Source organism: Gordonia sp. (in: high G+C Gram-positive bacteria) (genome assembly GCF_047606305.1).
Lineage (GTDB): Bacteria > Actinomycetota > Actinomycetes > Mycobacteriales > Mycobacteriaceae > Gordonia.
Map to the genome: position 1 here is coordinate 1 of NZ_JASGER010000016.1, position 25,714 is coordinate 25,714.

Below are 25,714 nucleotides of genomic sequence, written 5' to 3' on the forward strand. Positions count from 1 at the left end.
ACCCGGCGCCCGTCCGCGCCGATGGCGTGTACGCGCGGCGCCGTGCGGTCGCCGCCGTGCTCGTCGGCGCGGCGCTGGCCGGCCTCGTGTGGTTCTTCACCGTGGTCGGCGGGAACTTCGCCGCCGCCGCGGCCCCCGAGCCGGTCAGCACGTCGGTCGTGCACGTCCGGGGCGGCGAGACGCTGAACGCAGTGGCGGCCCGCGTCGCGCCCGAGGTCCCGCGCCAAGCGGTGATCAACCAGCTGCGCGCGTTGAACGGCATGACGTCGGTGCAGGTCTCGACGGGTCAGGCGCTCGTCGTTCCCGTCTACCAGTGAGCGACGGCCGTCGGTGACCGAGCCGTCGGTATTGTTGGGGGCATGTACTGCCCCTTCTGCAAGCACGAGGACACCAAGGTCGTGGACTCCCGCATCGCCGACGAGGGCCAGGCCATCCGCCGCCGCCGATCGTGCCCGGAGTGCGGGCGACGCTTCACCACGGTGGAGAGCGCCGTGCTAGCCGTGGTCAAGCGCAACGGCGTCACCGAGCCGTTCAGTCGCGAGAAGGTCATGCAGGGCGTCCGGCGGGCCTGCCAGGGGCGCCAGGTCGACGAGGACGCCCTCGCCCAACTCGCGCAGCAGGTCGAGGACGCGGTGCGCTCGAGCGGGTCCGCGGAGATTCCCAGCAACGAGGTCGGACTGGCGATCCTGGGCCCGCTGCGCGACCTCGACGAGGTGGCCTATCTGCGCTTCGCGTCGGTCTACCGTTCGTTCGACTCCCTCGCCGACTTCCAGCGCGAGATCGACCAACTGCAGGCCGACCGTCGCTGACCTCAGCCGAATTCGTCGAAGGCCTTGCGCACGCGTTTCTCCGAGACCGGGTAGGCGGTGCGCAACCGCTGGGCGAACAGTCCCACGCGCAACTCCTCGACCATCCAGTGCGCGAACTCGTTGAACGCCTCGCGACGCTGCTCGGGTAGCTGTTCCACGCGCTGATTCCACCGCTCGAGCACCCGGTCCACGGTGGCCGTCGCGTCGCGGTCGCGCCCCGGGTTGCCGGTCAGTGCGTCGAGGCGGGCGATCGCCCCGTCGAGATAGCGCGGGATCTGGGCGAGGTGCTCGGCGGCGGTCGTGCCGACGAAACCGTCGAAGACCAGCTGTCCGAGCTGTTCGGCGACGTCGTCGGCGGCGAGTGATCCGGCATGGGCGTCGATCGCCCGGTGCAGTTCGGGGAGCCGCGCGAGGATGTCGAGCACGGTGAAGAAGTGCTCGGGGGCGCGCTCGGCCGCCCGCGGTGCGACGCGGTCGCGCAGTGCGGCGAAGTCGGCCGGTGAGCGCAGTGCCGCGGACTGCGATGCGTCGACGGCCTCGCGGATGGCGCAGCGCGTGCAGTCGGCCAACAGTGCGTCGAGGGACGGGTAGGGGGACTGGCTCAGCGCCAGCTTCTGGGCGGCCGACAGCCCGGTGGTGATCTTGCGCGACAACGGGGGGAGCGCGGCGTCGAGCAGGACGAGGGCCGCCGGGTGCAGCGCCGCGTCGCGGGCCGCCGCGGTCGCGAACATCTCGGAGGCGACGGTGGCGCGGTCGACGACCGCCAAGCCCGGGTGGCGGGTGACCCGCTGCCCCGCGATCTGCGCGGTCACCGAATCCGCGAGCTCGCCGAAGGTGTCCGCGGTCCAGGTCGATGCCCGGACGCGTTCGGGCGCAGCGGCCGTCGCGACGGCCGCTGCCGGCCCGGTGCGCTGAAGATCGGCGAGCACGCGGCTGGCGGCGACCGTCTCGCCCCGGTCGTCGACCACGGCGAAGTTCATCTTGAGGTGGTCCTCGACGCGCGCGGTGTCGAAGTCGGCCGGCGTGATCGTGGCACCGGTCATCGTCGAGAGTTCCCGCGCCAGGCCGCTGACCAGCGGCTCGCTGCGCGGGCGGAGGCGGGCCAATGCCGCCTGGGCGCTCTGTGGCGCCGGGGAGGCGAGTTTGCGGAGCTGTTTGGGCAGGGTGCGGATCAGCGCCGTCACCAGGTCTTCGCGCATGCCGGGCACCGACCAGTCGAAGCCCGCCGCGCGCACGTGCGGCAGCAGCTGGTGCGGGATCTCGACGGTCACCCCGTCCTCGGGGTCGCCCGGGGCGAATTTGTAGCGCAGCGACAGGCGCAGCTCGCCCTGTGCCCATGTCCCCGGGTAGTCGGCGTCGGACACGTCGGTCGCGGCGACGACGTCTTGCGCCTTCAGGTCCAGCAGACCGGGGTCCTGGCGCGACGCGGTCTTCCACCACGAATCGAAGTGCCGCGCGGAGGTGACGGTGTCGGGGATGCGGGCGTCGTAGAACTGGAAGAGCTGGTCGGCACTGATCACCAGGTCGCGGCGGCGGGCGCGGTTCTCCACCTCGACGGCATCGTCGAGCAGGGCCCGGTTGTGGGCGAAGAAGGCGTGCTCGGTGTGCCAGTCCCCGTCGACGAGGGCGTGGCGCAGGAACATCTCCCGACAGAGCTGGGGATCGATGGCGGTGTAGGTGACTCGTCGCGACGCGACCAGGGTGACCCCGAACAGCGTGACGCGCTCGTAGGCCATCGTCGCACCCCGCTTCGACGACCAGTGCGGCTCGCTGTACGAGCGTTTGCACAGGTCCCCGGCGAGTCGCTCGGCCCACGCCGGGTCGATGCGCGCCACCGTGCTGGCATAGGTTCGCGAGGTCTCGATGAGTTCGGCGGCCATGAGGAACGACGGAGGCTTTCGTGCCAGCGACGACGACGGGAAGATCATCAGCGTCGTGTTCCGTGCGCCCAGGTACTCCTTGGAATCGGTCTTGCGGACCGCGATGTTCGAGAGCAGGCCGGCCAGGATCGCCTGGTGGACCGCATCCGGGTCGCGCTCGCCGCTGCGCTTGGTGGCCCACCCCAGATCGGCGACGGTGCGCTGCAGTTGACGGTGCAGGTCGCGCCACTCCCGGATGCGGGTCCAGTGGAGGTATTCGCGCTCGCAGCGCCGGCGGAACTGGTTGCCCGACAGCTCGGCGCGCGACTCCTCCAGGTGGTCCCACAGGTTCAGCAGCGCCAGGAAGTCCGAGCCCGGCGCGTCGAAGCGGCGGTGCATCTCGTCGGCGGCCTCGCGCTTGTCGGCCGGGCGCAACCGCACGTCGGGGATCGACAGCGCGGCGGCGACCACCAGCACGTCGGCGACCACACCCAGGTCGCGGGCGGCGACCAGCATGCGGGCCGGTCGCGGGTCGATCGGCAGTCGGGCCAGGTCGCGGCCGACGGCGGTCAGCTTGGGCGGGCGGTCCGGGCGGACGGTGATGGCGCCCAGCTCGCCGAGTTCGGCCACGCCGTCGGCGATGGCGCGCGGCGACGGGGGAGAGACGAATCCGAAGTCCGCGATGTCGCCGAGCCGCAGTGACACCATCGAGAGGATGACCCCGGCCAGGTTGGCGCGCAGGATCTCCGGATCGGTGTACTGCGGGCGGGCCTCGAAGTCGTCCTCGTCGTAGAGCCGGATGCAGATACCGGCGGCGACGCGGCCGCAGCGGCCGGCGCGCTGGCGGGCGCTGGCCTGCGAGATCGGTTCGATCGGCAGCCGGGTGACCTTGGTGCGCGGCGAGTACCGCGAGATGCGCGCGGTGCCCGTGTCGACGACATAGCGGATGCCGGGGACGGTCAGCGACGTCTCGGCGACGTTGGTCGCCAACACGATGCGGCGCCCGTTCGAGGGGGTGAAGACGCGGCGCTGCTCGGCGATCGACAGGCGGGCGTACAGCGGGACGATCTCGGTGCCCGACGAGGCCCGGTGGGCCAGGGCCTTCGCGGTGTCGCGGATGTCGCGCTCGGTGGGCAGGAAGACCAGGACGTCGCCGGTGGCCCCGGTCCACAGTTCGGTGACCGCGGCGTCGATCTGGGCCGCCGTCTCGACCCCCTGCTCGGGCGGTCGGTACCGGATCTCCACCGGGTAGGTGCGGCCGGAGACCTCGATGATCGGCACGGTGTCGTCGGCGGTGGCGAAGTGCCGGGCGAAGCGCTCGGGCTCGATGGTGGCCGAGGTGATGATGACCTTGAGGTCGGGCCGACGGGGCAGCAGGCGCCCCAGGTAGCCGAGGATGAAGTCGATGTTGAGGCTGCGCTCGTGGGCCTCGTCGATGATCAGGGTGTCGTAGCGGCGCAGCAGCGGGTCGCCGGCGATCTCGCGGAGCAGGATGCCGTCGGTCATCACCTTGACCAGCGTGGTCTCCGAGACACGGTCGGAGAAGCGGACGCAGTAGCCGACCGCGTCACCCAGTTCGGTGCCGGTCTCCTCGGCGATCCGCTCGGCGACCGAGGTCGCGGCGAGGCGGCGCGGCTGGGTGTGGCCGATGGTGCCGGTCACGCCACGCCCGGCGGCGAGACAGATCTTGGGCAGCTGGGTGGTCTTGCCCGATCCGGTCTCGCCGGCGACGACGACGACCTGGTGGTCGGCGAGGGCGGCGGCGATCTCGTCGCGCCGGGCGCTGACCGGGAGGTCCTCGGGGAAGGTGATCGTGGGGACGCGGGCGCGCCGCGCGGCGATCACCTCGGGGGAGGGTTCCGGCGACTGTTCGCGGCGGCGGGATCGACGCTGGTGCGACGGCGACATGATTCTCCCAGCCTACGTGCGGCCGGTTGCGGGGGCGCGATCAGCGTCCTTCATGATGGAGGGCATGAGCTACTCGTTATGGCACGGATTCGCCGACATGGGCGCGGTCACCTCCTCGGGGCCCTTCGTCATCACCAAGGGTGAGGGCGTGACGGTCCACGATGCGGACGGCAACACCTACCTGGACGCGACCGCCGGCCTCTGGTTCACCAACGTCGGCCACGGTCGGACCGAGATCGCCGACGCGGTCGCCAAGCAGTTGTCGACGATCGCGCACTATTCGAACTTCGGCGACTTCGCCTCGGACACGACCATCGAGTTGGCCGAGCGCCTCGCGGCCAAGGCGCCGGTGCCGGGGTCGAAGGTCATGTTCACCTCGGGCGGCAGCGACGCGGTCGAGACGGCCGTGAAGCTTGCGCGGCGCTACTGGGTGGAGCAGGGGCGCGCGTCCAAGCGCATCGTCGTCGGACGCAGCAAGGCCTACCACGGCATGCACGTGGCCGGTACGTCGCTGGCCGGTATCCCGCCGAACCGCGAGGGCTACGGCGAGGCGTTCATGACCGACACCGAGACGGTGGACTGGGACGACGCGAAGAGCCTGCTCGGCCTGATCGAACGGGTCGGCGCCGACAACATCGCGGCCTTCTTCGCCGAGCCGATCATCGGTGCCGGCGGCGTGTACCTGCCGCCGGACGGCTACCTGCGCGAGGTGCGCGACATCTGCCGCGACCACGACGTGCTGTTCGTCGCCGACGAGGTCGTCACCGGCTACGGCCGCATCGGCGGCGACTGGTTCGCCTCGGGGCGATTCGACCTGGCACCGGACATGATCACCTCGGCGAAGGGTCTGACCAGCGGCTATGTGCCGATGGGGGCGATGATCGCCGCACCGCACATCGCCGAGCCCTTCTTCGCGGGCGGCGTGTGGTGGCGCCACGGCTACACCTACGGCGGACATGCGGGTGCCGCGGCGGCGGCCCTGGCCAACTTCGACATCCTCGAGCGGGAGAACCTCGTGGCCGAGGCCAAGCGCCTCGAGGGCGATCTGGCGGCGGCCTTCTCGCCGTTGGTGGAGCTGGACGCCGTCGACGAGGTGCGCACCGGCCTGGGCGCGGTCACCGCCGTTCAGCTGGCGGACCCGGCCAAGGCTCCGGCCGCGGTGGCCGAGCTGCGCAAGGCCGGCGTCGTGACCCGGGCCGCGGGTCAGGGCGCACTGCAGGTCTCGCCCGCCTTCGTCATGACCACCGAACAGGTGCAGGACATGGCGCGGCGCTTCGGCGGGGCGCTCGAACAGCTCTGAAACCGCAGAGACAACGCTGCCCCGGCTCCGCGGGTTGCGCGGACCGGGGCAGTGTCGGTTCCGGTGCGGCCTAGCTCAGTGCGCTCTTGGCGGTGAGGGCGGCGGCGACACCGTTGACGGTCGCGGCGACCTTGACGGCCTCCCAGACCTGCTCCTTGGTGAGACCGGCCTTGCGCACCACGTCGGCGTGCGCCGCGGTGCAGTCATGGCAGCCGTTGATGGTCGAGACGGCCAGGCTCCAGAGCTCGAAGTCGACCTTCTCGACGCCGGGGTTGCCGATGATGTTCATCCGCAGGCCCATGCGCACCTCGCCGTACTCCGCACCGAGGAAGCTCTTGGCGCGGTAGGCGACGTTGTTCATGCCCATGATCGACGCGGCGCCCAGGGCGGCGTTGAAGGCCTCGGCCGACAGGTTGTCGGCCGCCTCGGCGCTGATCTCGGCGATCACGGTCGCGTTGCCGGTGGTGACCGCGCTGGCCAGCAGTGCGCCCCACAGCTGCTGCTCGGACAGTTCGGTCGTGCGGCTCAGAGTCCCCAGGTTGAGCTTGAGGTCCTTGGCGTACTCGGGCAGTGCTTCCTTGAGGTTGTCGATGCTCATCGGTGTCAGACGCTCGCGCTCATGAGCTCGCCGGCCGCGATGGTCGGGTCGCCCTTGCGCCAGTTGCAGGCGCACAGCTCGTCGGACTGGAGGGCGTCCAGCACGCGCAGGACCTCGTCGACGTTGCGGCCGACCGAGCCGGCGGTGACAGACACGAACTGGATCTCGTTGTTCGGATCGACGATGAAGGTCGCACGGTCGGCGACACCGTCGGCGTTCAGCACGCCGGTGGCCTCGACCAGTTCGCGCTTGAGGTCCGAGAGCATCGGGAAGGGGAGGGTCTTCAGCTCGTCGTGCTGGGCCCGCCACTGGAAGTGGACGAACTCGCTGTCGGTGGAGGCGCCCAGGACCTGGGTGTCGCGGTCGGCGAACTCGTCGTTCAGCTTGCCGAAGGCGGCGATCTCGGTCGGGCAGACGAAGGTGAAGTCCTTCGGCCAGAAGAAGACGACGCGCCACTTGCCGGCGTGGTCGTCGCTGGTGACCTGGGTGAAGTAGTCATCGGGCTGCTGGGCGTCGACCTTCGACAGGTCGCCGCCGATCACGGCGGTCAGGTTGTAAGCGGGGAACTGGTCGCCGATCGTCAAGAGAGCCATCTTCGATTCCTCCTGGAATGTTGTTCATCGTGGGACTACAGGCTTGCTGTCTTCGATTCTGGTCAGGAAGGCCCGAAAAGTCTACGTGATGATTAGCACTATATTGATAGCCATGACCGATCAAAGTTATCAGCCGTCCGTCGCCGGCCTGCGCGCCTTCGTGGCGGTGGCCAGAAAACTCCACTTCGGAAGTGCCGCAACGGAATTGGGGATCAGTCAACCGGCGTTGTCGCAGGCGCTCGCGGCGCTCGAGACCGGGTTGGGCATGCGCCTGGTGGAACGAACCACCCGGCGTGTCTTCTTGACTTCTCAGGGCGAGGCGCTCCTACCCAGGGCGGTCGCCGTGGTCCGCGCCGTCGACGAGATGTTGCTGGCCGCGCGCGGTGCCGAGGACCCCCTCAAGGGGGGCCTGCGGCTGGGCCTGATCCCGACCGTCGCGCCGTACGTCCTGCCCGCGATCCTGTCCGGCGTCGCGGGGCGGCTGCCCGAGCTGACCCTCCAGGTCGTCGAGGACCAGACCGCCCGGCTGTTGGACCAGTTGCGCGACGGGGTGCTCGACGTCGCGGTCCTGGCCCTGCCGGTGGACGCGGCCGGGATCGCCGAGATCCCGATGTACGACGAGGACTTCGTACTCGCGCTCCCCACGGGCCACCGACTCGCCGGTCGTAAACGGGTGGACCCCGCCGACATGGCCGACCTGCCGCTGCTGCTGCTCGACGAGGGGCACTGTCTGCGCGACCAGGCGCTGGAGGTCTGCCAACTGGCGGGCTTCCGGCCCGACCTGGGCCAGACCCGCGCCGCGTCACTCGCGACGGCGGTGCAGTGTGTGGAAGGCGGGCTCGGCGTCACGCTGATCCCGGCGACGGCCGTCGACGCGGAGACCGCGGGCGGGCGGTTGGCGACGGCGACGTTCGCCGCCCCGCGACCGGGGCGGCGGATCGGTCTGGTCTTCCGGGAGTCGGCCGGGCGGATGGCGGCCTATCGGCGCTTCGCGGCACTGCTGACCGGGGTGATCGCCGACGCGGGGGCCGACGGTCGGATCACACCGATCGAGCCTCCGGTCAGCGAACCGGCTTGAGCACGAACAGCGGGATGACGCGGTCGGTCTTCTCGGCGTACTCGGCGTAGGGCGGGTACGCGGCCACGGCCCGCTCCCACCACAGCGCGCGCTCCTGCGGATCGGTGACCCGGCTGGCGACGTAATCGCCGACGCGGGTCCCGTCGCGCAGGCTCAGGTGTGGGTCCGCGACGATGTTGTGGTACCACTGCGGATTGTCGGGGGCACCGCCCTTCGAGGCGACCGCGAGGTACTCGCCGTCGTGCTCGACGCGCATCAGCGGCACCTTGCGGATTTTGCCGCTCTTGGCGCCCCGCATGGTCAGCACGACCACCGGCATGCCGGTGTCGAGCAGCGTGGTGCCGTCGGTGCCGCCGGAGCCCTCGTACTTCTCGACCTGCTCGCGCACCCACCCGGAGGGGCTCGGCTCGTAGTTGTCAGGAGATTCCCAGTTGTTGCTCATGCCCAGGTCAACGGCTGTTGTCGAGCAGGTATTCCGCCGGGTCCGGCGAGCCGACGTCGGGTTTGGGGTCGTTGGTGCCTAAAGTAGTCATTCGAGAACGATCGACTGTGAGGACGACAATGCACCACCTGGGTAAAGCAGCACTGGCCACCGTGACCGCGGCCGCCGCGACGGCGACGCTGGTCGTCGGATCGGGCGCCGCCGATGCGGCACCGCGCTACACCACGTACGCGCCGAACATGATCTCGGGCACCAGCACCACCGGTGCCTGGTGGCAGGGGTTCCTGCTCAACCGTGCCCAGACGCGCAAGTTCCACAACGACGGCACCGCCGGCATGATCCCGTTCTGGGACCCGGCCGCCTACAACACCGAGATGGCCAAGGCCTTCAACCCCAAGCGCGGCGGCACCGGTTGCATCGTCGTGCTGACGCTGGTGCGCCCGGCGGGCGGGATGACCGCCCCGGCCACCGGTCCGAACTACATCCGCGACGAGGCGTACGCGATGAAGAAGCCGGACCAGCCGAACGCGCTGTACTGGAGCACCCGCAACTTCCGCTGCGTCTAGCGCCGGCCGGCCCGCGGGTCAGCCGAGTCCGGCCATCTCCGACCACTCGTCGAGGAGGCTGGAGTCGGTCGCGCGGATCAGCGCGCCCAGGTGTTCGGTGATCGCGGTGAGGTCGGTCCGGTCCAGCAGTGTCTGCGGCAGTCCGCTGCGCAGGGCGCGGTAGCAATCCGACAGGTAGCGCAGGACGACGCCCTCGCTGCGGGCCAGGCCGTACTTCGAGACCAGCTCGTTGAAGGTCATGTCGGCCTCGAGCATCTCGCGCAGCACCGACTTCGGGGACGGCGGCGTCGACGACACCCACGGGTGCCCGCGCCGGTAGACGGCGAAGGACTCGTCGATCAGCTCCCGCAGCGGTTGCGGCCAGGTGACGTCCTCGAGCCGCGTCATCCGTTCCTCGTATTCCAGTCCCGCGGCCTTGAACTCGGCCATCGCGGTGTCGCGCGCCGCTTTGCGCTGGGCCTGCAGGACCGGGCGGGGGTCGTCGAGGGTGGCTTCGATGAGGGAGACGACGTCGAGGGCGAATCCGGGGGACTGATCGTCGAGCAGCTCGAACGCGGCCAGCGCGTACGCCGACAGCGGGTTGGTGAGCGCGAAGTTCTCCGGGACGTCGACCGCGAGGGCAATGGTCTTCCCATCGGCGGCGGGCGCGTTCAACCGCGTGACGATGCCGGTGTCCAACAGGTCGCGGTACAGGGCGATCGTGTGCCGGATGTGCGCGAGTTGTCGCTGGCGCGGCTCGTGGTTGTCCTCGAGCAGGTGGCGCAGCGCGGTGAAACAGTCGCCGGGCCGGGACAGCACCTCCATGAGCATCGCCGTCGTCATCCGGAAGTGTGAGCGCAGCGGTTCGTCCGGCGCTTGCGCCAGCGCGGTGAACGTCTGCTCGCCCCAGGAGACGAAACCCTCGGGCGGGCGGCGGCGCACGATCTTGCGCCGCTTCTTGGGATCATCGCCCGCCTTCGCGACGGCGCGCGCGTTCTCCACGTCGTGCTCGGGGGCCTGGGCGACCACGTAGCCGACCGTGTCGAAGCCGGCCCGCCCGGCGCGCCCGGCGATCTGGTGGAACTCGCGCGCCCGCAAGCGACGGACCCGGCGGCCGTCGTACTTGCTCAGCGACGCGAACAGCACGGTGCGGATCGGGACGTTGATGCCGACGCCGAGGGTGTCGGTGCCCGAGACCACGCGGAGCAGCCCCTGCTGGGCCAGGCGCTCGACGAGTCGGCGATAGCGGGGCAGCATCCCGGCGTGGTGCACCCCGATGCCCGAGCGCAGCAGCTTCGAGAGGGTGGTGCCGAAGCCGGTGCCGAAGCGGAAGTCGCCGATGGCCGCGGCGATCGCGTCCTTCGCCTCCTTGTCGGCGACCTTGGCGCTCAGCAGCGCCTGGGCGCGCTCGACCGCGGCGGCCTGCGTGAAGTGCACGATGTACACCGGTGCCCGGCCCGTTTCGATCAGCTGCTCGATGGTCTCGTGCACCGGCGTGAGGGTGTAGTCGAATTCCAGCGGCACCGGTCGGACCGCGTCGGTGACCGCGGCGACGTCGCGCCCGGTGCGGGTCCGCAGGTCGTCGACGAAGAAGTCGACGTCGCCGAGCGTGGCCGACATCAGCAGGAACTGCGTGTGCGGGAGCTCGATGAGCGGCACTTGCCACGCCCAGCCGCGGTCGGGGTCGCCGTAGTAATGGAATTCGTCGGCCACCAGGAGCCCGATGTCGGAGTCCGGGCCGTCCCGCAGCGCCATGTTCGCGACGACCTCGGCGGTGGCGCAGATGATCGGCGCGCCCGGGTTCACCGTGGCATCGCCGGTGGCCAGTCCCACCGCGTCGGCGCCGAAGACCTCGCACAGGGCGAAGAACTTTTCGCTGACCAGCGCCTTGATGGGAGCGGTGTAGCAGGCGCGCTCGCCGCGGGCGCGGGCGAAGGCGATCGCGCCGGTGGCCACCAGCGACTTGCCGGACCCGGTCGGGGTCGCGAGGATCACGTGACTGCCGGCGGCGGCCTCCAGCAGCGCCTCGGCCTGGTGGGGGTACAGCTCGAGACCGCCGCGGCGGGCCCATTCCTCGAATTCGTCATACCCCGACGACGGATCGGCACTGACCCGCAGGGGGTCAGTGCCGATCGTGTCGCTGGATTCGCCGCCCGGTGGTGCGCTCACACCGGTCCGTCGGCGTCCGGTGCCTCGGCATCGGGATCGGCGGGACCGTTCTCGCGGGCCTGCTCGGCGAGGTAGCGCTGGAACTCGTCGCCGAGCTCATCGGCGCTCGGCAGCGGCTCGTCGGCCGCCAGCAGGGAGGCCTGCTGGTCGGCGGCCTCGGTGTAGGCGTCGTACTGCGACTCGAGCGCCGCGACCACCGACGAGACCTCGCTGTTGCCCTCCAGCTCCTTGTCGATCTGCGTGCGCAACGTGTCGGCGGCACTCTCGAGCGCCTTGGTCGGCAGGTCGAGGCCGGTGAGGCCGGCCAGGCTGGTGAGCAGCTTGGCCGCCGCAGCCGGGTAGGCCGACTGGGCGAGGTAGTGCGGGACGTGCACCGAGATGCCCGACGTCCGGTAGCCGTGCTCGCCGAGGCGCAACTCGAGCATCATCGACGCACTGCCGGGCAGCTTCATCGGTGAGCCCCAGCGCGGCAGGTCGCCGAGGAATTCGACGTCGCTGCCGTGGGCGGTGACGGTCGACGGCCGGGTATGGGGGACGGCCATCGGAATCGCGTTGAGGCCGACGACGTCGCTCACGCCGAATCGGTCGGACAAGCCGCGCACGGCGGCGCTGAAACCCTCCCAGCGCAGGTCCGGCTCGGAGCCGGAGAGCAGCAGGAACGGCTCACCGGCGTTGTCGCGGATGGCGTGGACGGTGAGCGTCGGCATCTCGATACCGGTGAAGGCCTGGCCGGAGAAGTCCATCACCGGACGGCGCGACCGGTAGTCGATGAGTTCGTCGGAGTGGAAGGTCGCGACCAGTTCCGAATCGAGGCTGTCGCGCAGGTGCCGTGCGGCGAGCGCGACGGCGTTGCCCGCATCGGCGAAGCCGTCGAGGGCGTGGATCAACACCGGTCCGTCGCCGGTGCTGCGGGAGACCTGGGGTGCGGGGAACTCCAACTCGTAGAGCGAGCTGCTCTCGGGCTGGCCGTTCTCGGCGGGCTCGAAGGCCATTCGTTCCTCCTTCTCGAGGGGTTAGTCGATTGTCCCAGAAACGGGGTGGGACGTGCCATCGGAATGCTTGTGGATAACAACGCCGGAATTCGGGCTGGCATTCCCGTCGACCGGGTGGCACAGTGAACGATGTGATTGGTGTGACAAATGTGACTGCTCGGCGTCGCCGGTCTGCTGCCGTCGCGGCCGCGGTGCTGGCGACGGGGGTGCTGGCGACCGCCTGCTCGGTCGACGGTGAACCGGCCGAGTCGCTGGTGCACCGAAGCGTCGATCCGGCAGCCTTTCCGGTCGGCCCGGGCGTCGAGGTGACGCGGGTGCCGCCGGCGCAGCTGCCCGCCATCGTGGGCGACGTCTCGGGCAACCCCGTCGGCGCGCGGATCGACCCGGAAGACTGTGCGCCCCAAGCCATCTCGCCGGTGCCGAGCCAGACCGTCGTTCAGAGCGGATTCGGAGCGGACAACGGCGCCTCGACCCCGCCGCCGGCCTACACGACGGTGATCACCCGCACCGGCGACTCGGTCGACGACCTCGCAGCCGCCGTGCGCCGGTGCGATCGGTACCGCCGCGGCTCGGTGGTCGAGGTGTCCGTCGCCCAGCGCGCCCTCGACGGTGTGCCGACGGTCGCGGGGGCCGATGTCTTCGGCTATTCGCGCACCGAGACCAGCCCGGGCGGAGACCCGGTCACCACGGTCCTCCTGATCGCCCAGCGCCGCACCATCCGCGTGTACGCGACCGAGCGGATCACCGGCCCCGCGCCGACGGGTGACCGCCCGGACCCGGCGCTGGTCACGCTGTTCGAGGCGGCCGCGGCAGCCGGGCTGCGCTGACCCGGTTTCGACGTCGGGGGAACCGAACGGGCGCGGGCTGCGTCTCACTTTGCATGACCAATAGCCTGCCGACCGTATCGCTGGACACCACCACGCTCCTGACCTCGATCCCCGGATTGCTCGGCTTCCTGCCGGAGCGGTCGCTGGTGGTCCTCGCCTTCGATGCCGACGCCTCGATCGCTGTGACCGCCCGCCACGACCTGATGTTGGACGGCGAGGGCGGGCCGACGCCGCAGATGAGGTACACCATGGAGAACATCGGGGAGGTGTGCGCCCGCGCGGGAGCGGTGGCGACCGTTGTGGCCGTGGTCGACGACCGGTATGCGCTGTCGTCGACGCGCTATCGCGAGCTGTGCGGCGACATCGACGCCGTGCTCGTCGACGCGGGAGTGGCCGGCGGGGTCCGGGCGGGCTTCGTCGTCGGGGGATTCGCCGCCGGACAGCCCTGGTACACGGCGTGGTGGCGGTTGACCGGCCCCGGACCCGCAGACAGCGACCCGGAGGTGCCCGAGATGGTGGGTCTGGACGACCCGGGCTTCGGGTGCGGTCTGCTCGCCGACCCCCATTCGTCACCCATCGCCCTGGAACGGTCCTTGCGCACCGGACGCGTCGTGATGGCCAGCCGCAGTGAGTTGCTCGCCTCCCTGGCGCCGACCGGCCACTGCACGGACTTCGCCTGCGAGGGCAGGCCCCGCCGCATCCGGGCGACGACGACGGCGGCCGCCGACGCCAAGCTCCTGCGCGCGGCATTGAAACTGCTCACCGGGCCGTGCCCCCCGGAGATGACCTGCGCGACCGTGCACCTGCTGAGCCGCGCGCTGGTCAACCTCGGTGTCCGCGACGCACTGCTGGTGCTCGGCGCGGGCGAACACCGCTTCGTGGCCGAGACCGCGTGGACCGAGATGGTGCGGCGGACCAGCGGACAGACCCGGGCCAGCGCCGCCACGATGCTCGCGCACCTGTACTACCTGGGCGGCGAGGGGGCCTATGCGGGCGTGGCCCTCGACGTGGCGCTGGAGGCCTGCGACACGTGGAACCTGGCGCGGCTGCTCAACACGGCACTGTGCAACGGTGTGCACCCGTCGTTGATGTGGGAGATCCTCGGCGAGTCCTACTCGGCCGCGGCGGGCCTGGGCGTGATCCTGCCGCCGACGTCCCTGCGCCGACCCGCCTAGCGAGGTCCGACGGGGTCAGGCGCGCTCGACGAAGATCGAGTGGGCCATCTCCTCGGACAGCTCCAGACCCTCGTGGCCGGGCGTCGTCACGACGAACCCGCGGTCCTTGCCGGTCACCGTCACGCGCGCATTCGGCACGATGCCGACCTCGCGCAGGGTGACGATCAGATCCTGGTCGGACTGGGCGTGCTCGGACAGCCGGCGGATGACGACCGCCTGCGGCTCGGTACCGGTCAACTCGGCCATCCGGACCGCGTGGTCGTCGACCGGCGCGGTATCGGCGCCGAGCAGGTCCAGGCCGGGGATCGGGTTGCCGTAGGGCGAGGTCGTCGGATTGTCGAGGACCGCGAGGATACGGCGCTCGACGTTCTCGCTCATCACGTGCTCCCAGCGGCAGGCCTCGTCGTGGACCTCGTCCCAGGGCAGGCCGATCACATCGACCAGCAGTCGCTCGGCGAGCCGGTGTTTGCGCATGACGGCGACCGCGAGATCGCGGCCCTTCTCGGTCAGCTCGAGGTGCCGGTCGCCGGCGACCCGCACGAGACCGTCGCGTTCCATGCGCGCCACGGTCTGCGAAACGGTGGGGCCACTCTGCTCCAACCGCTCCGCGATACGAGCCCGCAGTGGCACGATCCCCTCTTCCTCGAGGTCATAGATCGTGCGCAGATACATCTCGGTGGTGTCGACAAGATCGTTCACTTGGTTCCCCTGCGCCCTTTCGTCCCGGCCAACATTACCCCGAAACCACACCGCGTCCGGCATGTGACGCGCACGGGCTAGCCTGATGACTGTGCCGGAGACGACAACGGGAGCGGTGATCTGGAGCGAGGGCTTCGAGGCGTACCGCTGGGCGCGCGAACACCCGATGAACCCGGTGCGGCTCGCGTTGACGATGAGCCTGGCCTCGTCGCTGGGGGTGCTGGACGGGATCGACCCCGTCCCACCCCTCGACATCGACGACCAAATGCTGACCGTCGTGCACACCCAGCACTACATCGACGCCGTCCGCGAGGTCGGCTCGGAGGGCGGTAGTCCCAACCACGCGCTGTACGAGCAGGTCTACGGCCTCGGCGACATGGACAACCCGGTCTTCCCCGGAATGCACGAGGCGGCGCGCATGCTCGTCGGCGGGTCGGTGGCCGCGGCCAAGGCCATCGCCGACGGCCACGTGCGCCGGGCGGTGAACATTGGCGGCGGCATGCACCACGCCATGGCGTCGCGGGCAGCCGGCTTCTGCGTCTACAACGACTGTGCGATCGCCATCGACTGGCTGCTCGAGCACGGATTCGACCGCATTGCGTACATCGACGTCGACGCCCATCACGGCGACGGCGTCGAGCGTGCCTTCGCCGACGATCCCCGCGTCCTCACCATCTCGCTGCACCAGCACCCGGCGACCCTGTGGCCGGGGACCGGCTGGCCGACCGAGAGCGGCGGTGCGGGTGCCCCCGGGTCGGCGGCCAACGTCGCCCTGATGCCGGGGATCGTCGATTCGATGTGGCTGCGCGCCTTCCACGCCGTCGTCCCGTCGCTGATCGCCGAGTTCAAGCCGCAGATCATCGTCAGCCAATGCGGGGCCGACAGCCACGACGCCGACCCGCTGACCGACCTGGGGCTGTCCGTCGAGGGGCAGCGCGCGGCGATTCTGGCGATGCGCGACCTGGCCGACCGCCACACCGACGGTCGATGGCTGGCGGTCGGCGGCGGCGGATACGGCGTGATCAACGTGGTCCCGCGGATCTGGACGCATCTGATCGCCGCCGCCCTGGGGCGGGACCTGGACCCGGCGACCGCCATCGGCGACGACTGGCTGGCAGCGGCCACGGCGGCATCGGCCGACGTCGACCCGGCCTATGCAGCCGCGCCGGCGCCCACGATGGGGGACGGCGGCACGGTCGACTACGTCCGGTGGGAGGGCGATTCCGGTGCCGAACCGCCGGCGGGCGTCGACGAGCGGATGTTCCGCCAGACCGACCGCACGATCCTGGCCACCCGCAAAGCCGTGTTCCCGCTCCACGGACTCGACCCGGAGGACCCGCGTGACTGAACCGAACGAAGTCGGAGAGGAGACTGGTCGGCAGGAGGGGCGAGCCCGGTGGGAGTACCCGCGGGAATGGGCCGCCGATGTGCTCGCCTCCGACGGCGGTGTCGTCCACCTGCGGCCGATCGTCCCCGATGACGCGGACGACGTCGTCGAGTTCCACTCACAACTGTCCGAACGCACCCGCTACATGCGCTACTTCGGCCCGACGCCGACCCTGCCGCCGCGGGAAGTCGCGCGGATGACGACCGTCGACTATCAGGACCGAGTCGCGCTCGTCGCGCTGCTCGGCGGCAAGATCATCGCTATCGGTGTCTACGAGGGCCTGGCGGCGTCCGGCCGACCGGAGTCGGCCGAGGTCGCCTTCACCGTGTCCGACGAGCACCAGGGCCGCGGGCTCGGCCCGATCTTGCTCGAGCACCTGGCGGGCGCGGCCGCCGAGAACGGCTTCACCCGGTTCGAGGCCGAGGTGCTCGCCGAGAACACCAACATGGTGACCGTCTTCCGGGATGCGGGCTACCAGCTCAGCCGCAGCTTCGACGGTTCCAACGTGCACGTCGAGTTTCTCATCGACCCCACCGAGGCGCTGCTGTCGGTGCGCAACGCGCGCGAGCGCGCCTCGGAGGCGCGCAGCGTCGCGAATCTGCTGCGCCCGCGGTCGGTGGCGGTCATCGGCGCCTCGTCGGACCGCCGCAAGGTCGGCAACGTCCTGCTCAAGAACATCATCTCGGCCGGCTTCACCGGTCCGGTGTACCCGGTGAACGGATCGGGTGCCGCCGGTGGCGAGCGGCCCGAGGGCGGACAGGCCGCCGGAGCGCCGTCGGTGCTGGGCATCCGCGCGTACCCGACGGTCCGCGACATCCCCGACCCGGTCGACCTGGCCGTCGTCGCGGTCCCCGCCGCGGTCGTCGACGAGGTCCTCGACGACTGTCTGGCCAAGGGCGTGAAGACCCTCGTCGTGGTGTCGGCCGGGTTCGCCGAGACCGGCGCGGCCGGTCAGGAGAGCCAGCGCCGCCTGGTCGCGGCGGTGCGCGAGCACGGCATGCGCCTGGTCGGGCCCAACGCGCTCGGCGTCGCCAACAACGACCCGGCGGTCTCACTCAACGCGACGCTGGCACCGCGGATCCCCGAGCCGGGCCGCGTCGGCTTCTTCTGCCAGTCCGGCACCCTGGGAATCGCCATCCTGGACACCGCCGCGCGTCGACAGCTGGGCCTGTCCACCTTCGTCTCGGCCGGCAACCGGGCCGACGTCTCCGGCAACGACGTCCTCCAATACTGGGACACCGACGACGCGACCGAGGTCGTGCTGCTCTATCTGGAGAGCTTCGGCAACCCGCGCAAGTTCTCCCGCATCGCACGGCGCGTCTCGCGGGCCAAGCCGATCGTCGCGGTGAAGACCCCGGCGAGCGGCGATGAGGATCGGATCGCCCAGATGGTCCTCGAACAGGCCGGGGTGATCCGGGTCGACACGATCTCGGAGCTGTTCGACGCGGCCGCCCTGCTCGCCTACCAGCCGCTGCCCGCCGGACCGCGCACCGTGGTCGTCGGCAACTCGTCGGCGTTGGGGGCGCTCGCGGCGACCGTCGGGGCGGGCCTGGGATTGGACGTGGTGGACAGCATCGACGTCGGACCCGCGGCACCGGCGTCCGGGTTCGGCGACGCCGTCGCGGCGGCGGCCGCCCGCGAGGATTGCGACGCGATCATCGCGGTGTTCGTGCCGCCCGTCGCGGTCGCGGCCGAGGAGTACGCCGCCGCGTTGCTGTCGGCGACCGCGGGCACCGACAAGGCGGTGGTTTCGACCTTCCTGGGCGACGAGGGCGTGCTGCCCGGCCTGTCGGTGGCCGGACCGGACGGCTCACCGACGCGCGGATCCATTCCCAGCTATCGCAGTCCCGAACGGGCGGCGACGGCCCTGGCCCACGCGTGGCGGTACCACGCGTGGCGGCAACGGCCCGAGTCGTCGACGACGCGCCCCGCGGGCACCGACCCGGAGGCCGTGCGCACCCTGGTGCGCGAACTGCTCGCCGACCACGACGACGACGTCGTCGTCCTGGACGCGGCCGCCGCCGGCGGTCTGTTGGCCCGGTACGGGATCGACGTCGTCCCGTTCATCGAGGCACACAGCATCCACGAGGCGTCCTCGGCGGCCCGCGAACTCGGCTTCCCGGTCGCGGTGAAGGCCAGTTCTTCGCGTTGGCGCGGCCGGCCCGACCGGGAGGGAGCCCGGCTGGACCTGCCGGACGCCACGGCGGTGGTCACGGCCTTCGCCGAACTGGCGGAGCTCACCGGGGACTCGGTGCTGCACGTCCAGCGGATGGCGCCCAAGGGCGTCGCGACGATGATCCGCGCGTTCACCCACCCGAGCTTCGGGGCGATCATCTCCTTCGGCATGGCCGGGCATACGTTCGAGCTGCTGGAGGATGCCGCCTACCGCGCACTGCCGCTGAGCGACCTGGATGCGCGGGAGCTGGTCGCCGCGCCGCGGTCGGCGGCGCTGCTGACCGGCTACCACGGCCAGGAACCGGTCGACACCGACGCGCTCGCCGATCTGTTGATGCGGGTGTCATTCCTGGTGGAGGACATCCCCGAGGTGCGCGAGGTCGTCTGCGATCAGATCCTGGCGTCCACCGATCGCGCCTCGGTCCTCAACGCCCAGATAACGATCGGCCCGGTGTCCAAGGGGATGGACACCGGACCGCGTCGACTGGGGGATTAGCCGGCGTAGGCGCGCAGGCGGTCGGCGCGATCGCCGGCGCGCAGCTTCACCATCACCTCGCGCTCGATCTGGCGGACCCGCTCGCGGGACAACCCGAACGTGCGGCCGATCTGGTCCAGCGTGCGCGGCTGACCGTCGTCGAGGCCGTAGCGCAGGCGGATCACCTGCTGCTCGCGCTCGTCGAGGGTCGCCAGGACGGTGCGGATGTCCGAGTGCAGGAGTCCGGCGATCACGACGTTCTCGGCGGAGGTGGCCTCGGTGTCCTCGATGAAGTCGCCCAGCGGCGCCTCCTCGTCGGAGCCGACCGGCATGTCGAGGCTCACCGGGTCGCGGCTGTGGTCGAGCAGATCGGCGATCTTCTCGGCGGGGATGCCCGACTCGGCCGACAGCTCGTCGTCGGTCGCCTCGCGTCCGAGCTGCTGGTGCAGCTCGCGCTTGATGCGGGCGAGCTTGTTGACCTGCTCGACGAGGTGGACGGGCAGGCGGATCGTGCGGCTCTGGTCGGCCATGCCGCGGGTGATGGCCTGGCGGATCCACCAGGTGGCGTAGGTGGAGAACTTGAAGCCCTTGGCGTAGTCGAACTTCTCCATCGCGCGGATCAGGCCGAGGTTGCCCTCCTGGATGAGGTCGAGCAGCGGCATGCCGCGGCCGGTGTAGCGCTTGGCCAGCGACACGACCAGGCGCAGGTTGGCCTCCAGGAGGTGGGCGCGGGCCTGTTCGCCCTCGCGGACGATCGTGTTCAGGTCGCGCTTGCGGGCCGGGCTGAGGCGCTTGCGGGTCTCCAGGAGGTGCTTGGCGTAGAGGCCGACCTCGATCTGCTTGGCCAGCTCGACCTCCTGCTCGGCGTTGAGCAGGGCCGTGCGACCGATGCCGTTCAGGTACACGCGGACCAGGTCGGCCGACGGCGATTGCGCGTCAAGGTCGGACTCGGTGGGAACCGGGCGAACAGCTGACTTGGTCGACATGGGGCCTCCTGAGTTCGAGTGCGTTCATCGGGTTCAACGCCGTCGGCGCCCCGAATAGTTCCCGCTCCGCCCCCCGATGTCCTGAGAAGTCCCTGAGGGTTGGAACCCGGACGAGTGGTGCGCTACTCGGCTAGTCGCGCGGCAGCGCGCGCGGGTCGGCGACGTCGGAGTCGATGACGGTGGCCGGGGCGCTGATCGACGGCGCGTCGTTTTCGTGCCGGCCGTAGTGGTACTCGGCGACCTCGCCGCGTTTGCGCGCGGGACGGTCGTTGGCGACGAGGACGGCCACCCAGGGCAGCGGGATCGACAGGGCCACGACGGCGAGGGCCAAGAGCCCGTTGTGCGTCGCGCCGTAGACGATGCACGCGAGGATCAGGGCGGGCACGCGGAACGCCATCAGGACCAGATAACGACGGACCCGCGCGCGGTGCTGCTCCTCGGGGCTGTTCTCGGCCCGGGTGATGAGGAAGGCCTCCTCGGCGGAGTGTGCGCGCATGACTCCACTGTCCCACTCACGGCGGTTCGGCGCATCCCCCGGGTGGCCACCGCTTGGCGATGCCCGCCGCGGGGGTCACAATGGACCACATGGCTACCGAGACGATTGAGCGGCCCGACGTCGACGAGCGGACCGAAGACGGCACCGACATCCCCAAGGTCTTCCACTACGTGAAGAAGGACAAGATCGCCGAGAGCGCCGTGATGGGGACCCACGTCGTCGCCCTGTGCGGCGAGGTGTTCCCGGTGACGGCCAGCCCGAAGCCGGGCTCACCGGTGTGCGAGAAGTGCAAGAAGATCTACAGCCAGATGAAGAAGGGCGACTGATCAACCCGGCTTGCCGTCGCCGGAGTCCCGACCGCGGCGGGAGATCGGCCCGGTGCCCAGTTTGCCGGGCAGCGCCTTGATGCCGTCGGTGATCCCCTCGGCGAGGTCGGCGCGCTGTTCGTCGAGCCAGGACCGCATCTTCGCCGTGCGGGAGAGCGACGACGGCCACAGGGTCTCGATGGTGGCGTTCAGCTCGGCGCCCAGCACGATCGCGAATCCGAGGAAGAAGGCGAACAACAGGAACGCGATCGGTGTCGCCAGCGCGCCGTAGGTGTACCCGCTGCGGGTGAGCATCGTGAGGTACAGCCGCAGCCCGAAGGTCGCGATCCAGAACACGGTGGCCGCCAGGAAGGCGCCGGGCAGCAGCCGGTGCCACTGCAGGGGGCGGCGCAGCGCGATGTGGTACAGCGTCGTCAGCATCAGGACCAGCACGAGCGCGACGAAGGGGAAGTAGCCGACGTTGATCGCGTTGGTCACCGCCGGGCTCCACGACGGCGGGACCATGCGCCGCAGCAGGCTCGGTCCGATGGCGACGAGCGGCAGGGCGATCACCGATGCCGCGAGGAATCCCATGTAGACGAAGAGTGCGAAGAAGCGCTGCCAGACGGGGTTGCGCTCACCCTTCTGGTGGTGGGCGGTCATGATCGCGTCGACGTAGCAGGACATCGCCGACGAGCCGGCCCACAGCGAGATGACAAAGGCCACCGACAGGACGCCGGCCTGGCCGCGGCGCAGCATGCTGTCCAGCGTCGGCCGGATCAGGTCCTTGACGACGTCGGGGGTGAAGGTGCGCTCGGCCAGTCCGAGGATCCGGTCGTGGATGATCGAGGTGATGTCGGGGTTCACCCAGCCGAGGAAGTAGCCGATGCTGCCCAACAGTCCCAACAGGAGCGGGGCGAAGGACAGTGCCTGCCAAAAGGCCGCTTGTGCCGACCACCCGATGATGCCGTCGTCCCAGGCGCCCACCGCCGTCCGCCAGGCCATCGTCCCCAGCTTCCGGAGACGGCCGCCGCGGGTCTGCTCGTCGGCGTCGGTGTCCGCGTCGTCGGCGTGCGCCGGCGCAGCGGCGTCGGGTCGGGTGGCGCTATCGGTCATGGCGACATCCACCTTTCCCGATCGTCGTGCCGTGGCGTGGGTAACGCGCCGCACACCGGTGCCGCTAGTAGACTCGGACGGGTTGTCCGGCCGGGTGTCGGCTGTCCGGTGAGGAGTGTATTCGCGCGTGAGCACCGATGCTGTCTCGGCCATGCCGCTGCGCGCGTGGCAGCGCCGCGCGCTCACGAAATACCTGACCACGGCTCCTCGTGACTTCCTCGCCGTCGCCACCCCCGGGGCGGGCAAGACGGCCTTCGGGCTGCGGATCGCCGCCGAGCTGCTCGCCGATCGGACCGTCGAGACGGTGACCGTCGTCGCCCCGACCGAGCACCTCAAGCACCAGTGGGCGCAGGCGGCCGCACGCGTCGGCATCGCCCTCGACTCGAACTTCTCCAACTCCACCGGGGCCACCAGCTCCGACTACGACGGCGTCGTCGTGACCTACGCACAGGTGGCCTCCCATCCGTCCCGCCACCGGGTGCGCACCGAGAACCGCCGCACGCTGGTGATCCTCGACGAGGTGCACCACGCCGGGGACGCCAAGTCGTGGGGCGAGGCCATCCGCGAGGCCTTCGACGACGCGACACGGCGACTCGCGCTGACCGGTACGCCGTTTCGCTCCGACGACTCGCCGATCCCGTTCGTCACTTACGAACCCGAACCCGGCGGCGGGGCGCGCTCGAAGGCTGACCACACGTACGGCTATGCCGACGCGCTCACCGACGGCGTCGTGCGACCGGTCGTGTTCCTGGCGTATTCCGGGCAGGCCAGTTGGCGGACCAGCGCGGGCGAGGAGTACACGGCCCGCCTGGGCGAGCCGCTGTCGGCCGAGCAGACCGCCCGTGCGTGGCGGACCGCGCTCGACCCCCACGGCGACTGGATCACCGCGGTGCTCCGGGCCGCACACAAGCGACTGATCGAGCTGCGCGCCTCCGGGGTGCACGACGCCGGTGGACTGGTCATCGCCACCGACCAGAGTGTGGCGCGCGACTACGCCGAGCTGCTCACCGCGATCTCCGGCAGCAAGGTCACGCTCGTCCTGTCCGACGACCCCGGTTCGTCGGACCGCATCGCCCGATTCGCCGAGTCCGACGACCTGTGGATGGTCGCGGTGCGCATGGTGTCCGAGGGCGTCGACGTCCCGCGCCTGTCGGTGGGCGTGTATGCGACCAGCGCGGCGACCCCGCTGTACTTCGCCCAGGCCATCGGCCGCTTCGTCCGCTCCCGACGGCCGGGGGAGACCGCCAGCGTCTTCCTGCCCTCGGTGCCGGTTCTGCTGGAGTTGGCCAGCCAACTGGAGGCCGAGCGCGACCACGTGCTGGGCAAGCCGCACCGCGACGCCGACGGCTTCGACGACGCCGCCCTGGCCGAGGCGAACCGCACCGTCGACGAGGACGGCGAGGAGGAGGCGGCCTTCCACTCGCTGCACGCCGACGCCGAACTCGACCAGGTGATCTTCGACGGCTCGTCCTTCGGCACCGCCACCTATGCCGGCAGTGACGAGGAGTCGGACTACCTGGGCCTGCCCGGGCTGCTCGACGCCGCGCAGGTGCGCGAGCTGTTGTCCCGGCGCCAGGAAGAGCAGTTGACCAAGCGGGCCGCGGCCGGCGGCAACCCGCGGGCGGGAGCGGCGGCCACCCCTACGGCCGCGGCCAACCTGGCGTCGCTGCGCAAGGAACTGAACTCCCTCGTCGCACTGCACCACCACCGAACCGGAAAGGCGCACGGCGCCGTGCACCGCGAACTGCGCGAGCGGCTCGGCGGACCGCCGACCGCGATGGCGACGGCGGAGGAGCTCACCGAGCGCATCAAGGCGCTGCGGGAGTGGCGCTGAGGCGTCGGTCGGACAAAGCGAAGGGCGCCGCGAGTCGATGACTCGCGGCGCCCTTCGGCGTCTGTGGGGATCGGTCAGACCAGCTCGGCGGTCGGCTCGGTGATGGTCGCGCCGCTCTTGACCAGGCCAGCCTCGTGCTCGGCGAAGTGGTGCTTGCAGAAGAGCAGCTCGCTGCCGGACGGGAGCACGGCGATCACCTTCGCGGCCGCGCTGCAGCGGTCGCAGCGGTCAGCGGCGGTCAGGGTGGTGGTGGCACTCGTAGCGGTGGTGGTCATGGATCCTCCGTCCCGGGCAAGCAAATCGTCCCTCGTGAGCGTAGGCGAGGAAGTTCCGCCTACTCACACTCTGTCAGACGTTTGGCGCATCCCGTTTGTTCCCGGTCCCCGGTGTGTCGGATCCCACTGTGACGGATCCGACGGGTGCCTAGTCGAGGTAGTCGCGCAGGACCTGCGACCGCGACGGGTGGCGCAGCTTGCTCATCGTCTTCGACTCGATCTGGCGGATGCGCTCGCGGGTCACCCCGTAGACCTGTCCGATCTCGTCGAGCGTGCGCGGTTGGCCGTCGGTCAGGCCGAAGCGCAACCGGACGACGCCCGCCTCGCGCTCGGACAGCGTTTCGAGCACCGATTGCAGCTGGTCCTGCAGGAGCGTGAAGCTCACCGCGTCGACGGCGACGATCGCCTCGGAGTCCTCGATGAAGTCGCCGAGCTGGCTGTCGCCCTCGTCGCCGATGGTCTGGTCCAGCGAGATCGGCTCGCGCGCGTACTGCTGGATCTCCAGAACCTTCTCCGGCGTGATGTCCATCTCCTTGGCCAACTCCTCCGGAGTCGGCTCGCGACCGAGATCCTGCAGGAGCTCGCGCTGGATGCGGCCGAGCTTGTTGATGACCTCGACCATGTGCACCGGGATGCGGATCGTTCGGGCCTGGTCGGCCATCGCTCGGGTGATGGCCTGGCGGATCCACCAGGTGGCGTAGGTCGAGAACTTGTAGCCCTTGGTGTAGTCGAACTTCTCCACCGCACGGATCAGACCGAGGTTGCCCTCCTGGATCAAGTCCAGGAACGCCATGCCGCGGCCGGTGTAGCGCTTGGCCAGCGACACGACCAGGCGCAGGTTGGCCTCGAGGAGGTGGTTCTTGGCGCGGGTGCCGTCATAGGCGACCTCGCGCAGGGCGCGGCGCTGGGCCATCGGCACCTTCTCGCCGGAGGCCTGCAGACGCGTCAGCAGCTCCGCGGCGTAGAGGCCGGCCTCGATGCGCTTGGCGAGCGCGACCTCCTCCTCGGCGTTGAGCAGCGCGACCTTGCCGATCTGCTTGAGGTAGGCGCGCACCGAGTCCGCCGACGCGGTGAGTTCGGCGTCCTTGCGGGCCTGGCGCAGTGCCTCGGACTCCTCTTCGTCCCAGACGAAGTCGCCGGACTCCTTGGCGTCCTTCTCGTCGGGCTTGTCCGCGGCCGTGCCGCCCGACTTCGCATCGTCGGCGTCGGCGATGTCGGCCTCGACGTCCTTGAGGTCGACGTCGCCGGCCTCCAGGTCGTCGATCGACTCCGGACCGCCCTCCAGCTCGGCCTCCTCGGCCGGCGTCTGCGGGTCCTCGGGCTTTGCGACGTCCTTGGCGGCCGCCTTCTTCGCCGTGGTCTTCTTGGCCGGTGCGGCCTTCTTGGCGGCGGTCTTCTTCGCGGGTGCGGCCTTCTTGGCGGCGGCCTTCTTCGCCGGCGCCGCCTTCTTCGCAGCGGTCTTCGCCGCCTCGGTCGTCGACTCTGCGGCTTCGGCGGCGTCGACCTCGCCCTTGCGCGGGGCGGCCTTCTTGGCGGCGGCCGCGGCGCGGGCGGTCAGCTTCTTGGCCGTGCTCGCCGCCTTCCCGGCAGTGCTCTTCTTCGCCGGTTCGGACTCGCGCGCGGAGGTCTTGGTGGCAGCCACGGACAACCTTTCAACAATCACAGGGGTCG

General features: G+C 70.5%; 22 protein-coding genes and 1 pseudogene. 11 read left to right on the forward strand and 12 right to left on the reverse strand.

Annotated elements, in window-relative coordinates:
* Positions 1-317: pseudogene (locus tag QM634_RS02705) on the forward strand (LysM peptidoglycan-binding domain-containing protein); the annotation flags it as partial.
* A gap of 42 nt (positions 318-359) precedes the next feature.
* Complete coding sequence (gene nrdR, locus QM634_RS02710) at positions 360-809, forward strand: transcriptional regulator NrdR (RefSeq protein WP_415041236.1); 450 nt, start codon at positions 360-362, stop codon at positions 807-809.
* A 2-nt stretch (positions 810-811) separates the two neighbouring features.
* Here nrdR and hrpA read toward each other — a convergent pair whose 3' ends face one another.
* Entirely contained in the window at positions 812-4,576 is a 3,765-nt protein-coding gene (gene hrpA, locus QM634_RS02715; RefSeq protein WP_415041237.1) for an ATP-dependent RNA helicase HrpA, read from the reverse strand.
* Between the two features lie 64 nt (positions 4,577-4,640).
* On the opposite strand from hrpA, the gene QM634_RS02720 reads away from it, so the two are divergent.
* On the forward strand, positions 4,641-5,876 hold the full coding sequence (locus tag QM634_RS02720) for an aspartate aminotransferase family protein (RefSeq protein ID WP_415041238.1): 1,236 nt from the start codon (positions 4,641-4,643) through the stop codon (positions 5,874-5,876).
* Between the two features lie 70 nt (positions 5,877-5,946).
* On the opposite strand, the gene QM634_RS02725 is transcribed toward QM634_RS02720, so the two are convergent.
* Positions 5,947-6,474 carry a carboxymuconolactone decarboxylase family protein gene (locus tag QM634_RS02725; RefSeq protein ID WP_415041239.1) on the reverse strand — a complete coding sequence of 176 codons (528 nt, stop codon included), beginning with the start codon at positions 6,472-6,474 and terminating at the stop codon, positions 5,947-5,949.
* A 5-nt stretch (positions 6,475-6,479) separates the two neighbouring features.
* The gene (locus QM634_RS02730) at positions 6,480-7,067 is read right to left on the reverse strand and encodes a peroxiredoxin (RefSeq protein ID WP_415041240.1); all 588 of its coding nucleotides are present in this window, start codon (positions 7,065-7,067) and stop codon (positions 6,480-6,482) included.
* A gap of 112 nt (positions 7,068-7,179) precedes the next feature.
* On the opposite strand from QM634_RS02730, the gene QM634_RS02735 reads away from it, so the two are divergent.
* The gene (locus QM634_RS02735; RefSeq protein WP_415041241.1) at positions 7,180-8,145 is read left to right on the forward strand and encodes a hydrogen peroxide-inducible genes activator; all 966 of its coding nucleotides are present in this window, start codon (positions 7,180-7,182) and stop codon (positions 8,143-8,145) included.
* On the opposite strand, the gene QM634_RS02740 is transcribed toward QM634_RS02735, so the two are convergent.
* A complete protein-coding gene (locus QM634_RS02740) occupies positions 8,129-8,587 on the reverse strand; it encodes a nitroreductase family deazaflavin-dependent oxidoreductase (RefSeq protein WP_415041242.1) in 459 nt (152 codons plus the stop codon). The genes QM634_RS02735 and QM634_RS02740 overlap by 17 nt on opposite strands.
* 107 nt (positions 8,588-8,694) lie before the next feature.
* Between QM634_RS02740 and QM634_RS02745 the strand changes: the two genes are divergently transcribed.
* A complete protein-coding gene (locus QM634_RS02745; RefSeq protein WP_415041243.1) occupies positions 8,695-9,153 on the forward strand; it encodes a hypothetical protein in 459 nt (152 codons plus the stop codon).
* 18 nt (positions 9,154-9,171) lie between these two features.
* On the opposite strand, the gene QM634_RS02750 is transcribed toward QM634_RS02745, so the two are convergent.
* Positions 9,172-11,301 (reverse strand): DEAD/DEAH box helicase, encoded by a 2,130-nt coding sequence (locus QM634_RS02750; protein ID WP_415041244.1) that lies wholly within the window; start codon positions 11,299-11,301, stop codon positions 9,172-9,174.
* Complete coding sequence (locus tag QM634_RS02755) at positions 11,298-12,293, reverse strand: PAC2 family protein (RefSeq protein WP_415041245.1); 996 nt, start codon at positions 12,291-12,293, stop codon at positions 11,298-11,300. The genes QM634_RS02750 and QM634_RS02755 overlap by 4 nt, the downstream gene beginning before the upstream one ends.
* A gap of 149 nt (positions 12,294-12,442) precedes the next feature.
* Here QM634_RS02755 and QM634_RS02760 point away from each other — a divergent pair, with 149 nt between their 5' ends.
* Entirely contained in the window at positions 12,443-13,120 is a 678-nt protein-coding gene (locus QM634_RS02760) for a hypothetical protein (RefSeq protein ID WP_415041246.1), read from the forward strand.
* Positions 13,121-13,173: 53 nt separating this feature from the next.
* Entirely contained in the window at positions 13,174-14,295 is a 1,122-nt protein-coding gene (locus tag QM634_RS02765) for a DUF4192 domain-containing protein (protein ID WP_415041247.1), read from the forward strand.
* Positions 14,296-14,310: 15 nt separating this feature from the next.
* Here QM634_RS02765 and QM634_RS02770 read toward each other — a convergent pair whose 3' ends face one another.
* Positions 14,311-14,994 carry a metal-dependent transcriptional regulator gene (locus QM634_RS02770; RefSeq protein WP_415041248.1) on the reverse strand — a complete coding sequence of 228 codons (684 nt, stop codon included), beginning with the start codon at positions 14,992-14,994 and terminating at the stop codon, positions 14,311-14,313.
* An 85-nt stretch (positions 14,995-15,079) separates the two neighbouring features.
* On the opposite strand from QM634_RS02770, the gene QM634_RS02775 reads away from it, so the two are divergent.
* Both QM634_RS02775 and QM634_RS02780 read left to right on the forward strand, forming a co-directional pair.
* Positions 15,080-16,342, forward strand: coding sequence for an acetoin utilization protein AcuC (locus QM634_RS02775; RefSeq protein WP_415041249.1), 1,263 nt, complete (start codon positions 15,080-15,082; stop codon positions 16,340-16,342).
* Positions 16,335-19,052, forward strand: a complete 2,718-nt coding sequence (locus QM634_RS02780) for a GNAT family N-acetyltransferase (protein WP_415041250.1) — start codon at positions 16,335-16,337, stop codon at positions 19,050-19,052. The genes QM634_RS02775 and QM634_RS02780 overlap by 8 nt, the downstream gene beginning before the upstream one ends.
* On the opposite strand, the gene QM634_RS02785 is transcribed toward QM634_RS02780, so the two are convergent.
* Together QM634_RS02785 and QM634_RS02790 are read right to left on the reverse strand one after the other, a co-directional pair.
* The gene (locus QM634_RS02785) at positions 19,049-20,017 is read right to left on the reverse strand and encodes a sigma-70 family RNA polymerase sigma factor (protein ID WP_415041251.1); all 969 of its coding nucleotides are present in this window, start codon (positions 20,015-20,017) and stop codon (positions 19,049-19,051) included. The genes QM634_RS02780 and QM634_RS02785 overlap by 4 nt on opposite strands.
* 130 nt (positions 20,018-20,147) lie before the next feature.
* On the reverse strand, positions 20,148-20,513 hold the full coding sequence (locus QM634_RS02790) for a DUF3099 domain-containing protein (protein ID WP_415041252.1): 366 nt from the start codon (positions 20,511-20,513) through the stop codon (positions 20,148-20,150).
* Positions 20,514-20,602: 89 nt separating this feature from the next.
* Here QM634_RS02790 and QM634_RS02795 point away from each other — a divergent pair, with 89 nt between their 5' ends.
* The gene (locus QM634_RS02795; protein WP_415041253.1) at positions 20,603-20,839 is read left to right on the forward strand and encodes a DUF3039 domain-containing protein; all 237 of its coding nucleotides are present in this window, start codon (positions 20,603-20,605) and stop codon (positions 20,837-20,839) included.
* Here the strand turns inward: QM634_RS02795 and QM634_RS02800 are convergent, their stop codons facing one another.
* Positions 20,840-21,934 carry a YihY/virulence factor BrkB family protein gene (locus tag QM634_RS02800; RefSeq protein WP_415041254.1) on the reverse strand — a complete coding sequence of 365 codons (1,095 nt, stop codon included), beginning with the start codon at positions 21,932-21,934 and terminating at the stop codon, positions 20,840-20,842.
* Positions 21,935-22,085: 151 nt separating this feature from the next.
* On the opposite strand from QM634_RS02800, the gene QM634_RS02805 reads away from it, so the two are divergent.
* Positions 22,086-23,768: a DEAD/DEAH box helicase gene (locus tag QM634_RS02805; protein WP_415041288.1), complete on the forward strand. Its 1,683-nt coding sequence runs from the start codon at positions 22,086-22,088 to the stop codon at positions 23,766-23,768.
* Positions 23,769-23,842: 74 nt separating this feature from the next.
* Here the strand turns inward: QM634_RS02805 and QM634_RS02810 are convergent, their stop codons facing one another.
* Both QM634_RS02810 and QM634_RS02815 read right to left on the reverse strand, forming a co-directional pair.
* Positions 23,843-24,043: a hypothetical protein gene (locus QM634_RS02810; protein ID WP_415031520.1), complete on the reverse strand. Its 201-nt coding sequence runs from the start codon at positions 24,041-24,043 to the stop codon at positions 23,843-23,845.
* A 148-nt stretch (positions 24,044-24,191) separates the two neighbouring features.
* A complete protein-coding gene (locus QM634_RS02815; RefSeq protein WP_415041255.1) occupies positions 24,192-25,685 on the reverse strand; it encodes an RNA polymerase sigma factor in 1,494 nt (497 codons plus the stop codon).
* Positions 25,686-25,714 lie beyond the last annotated feature (29 nt).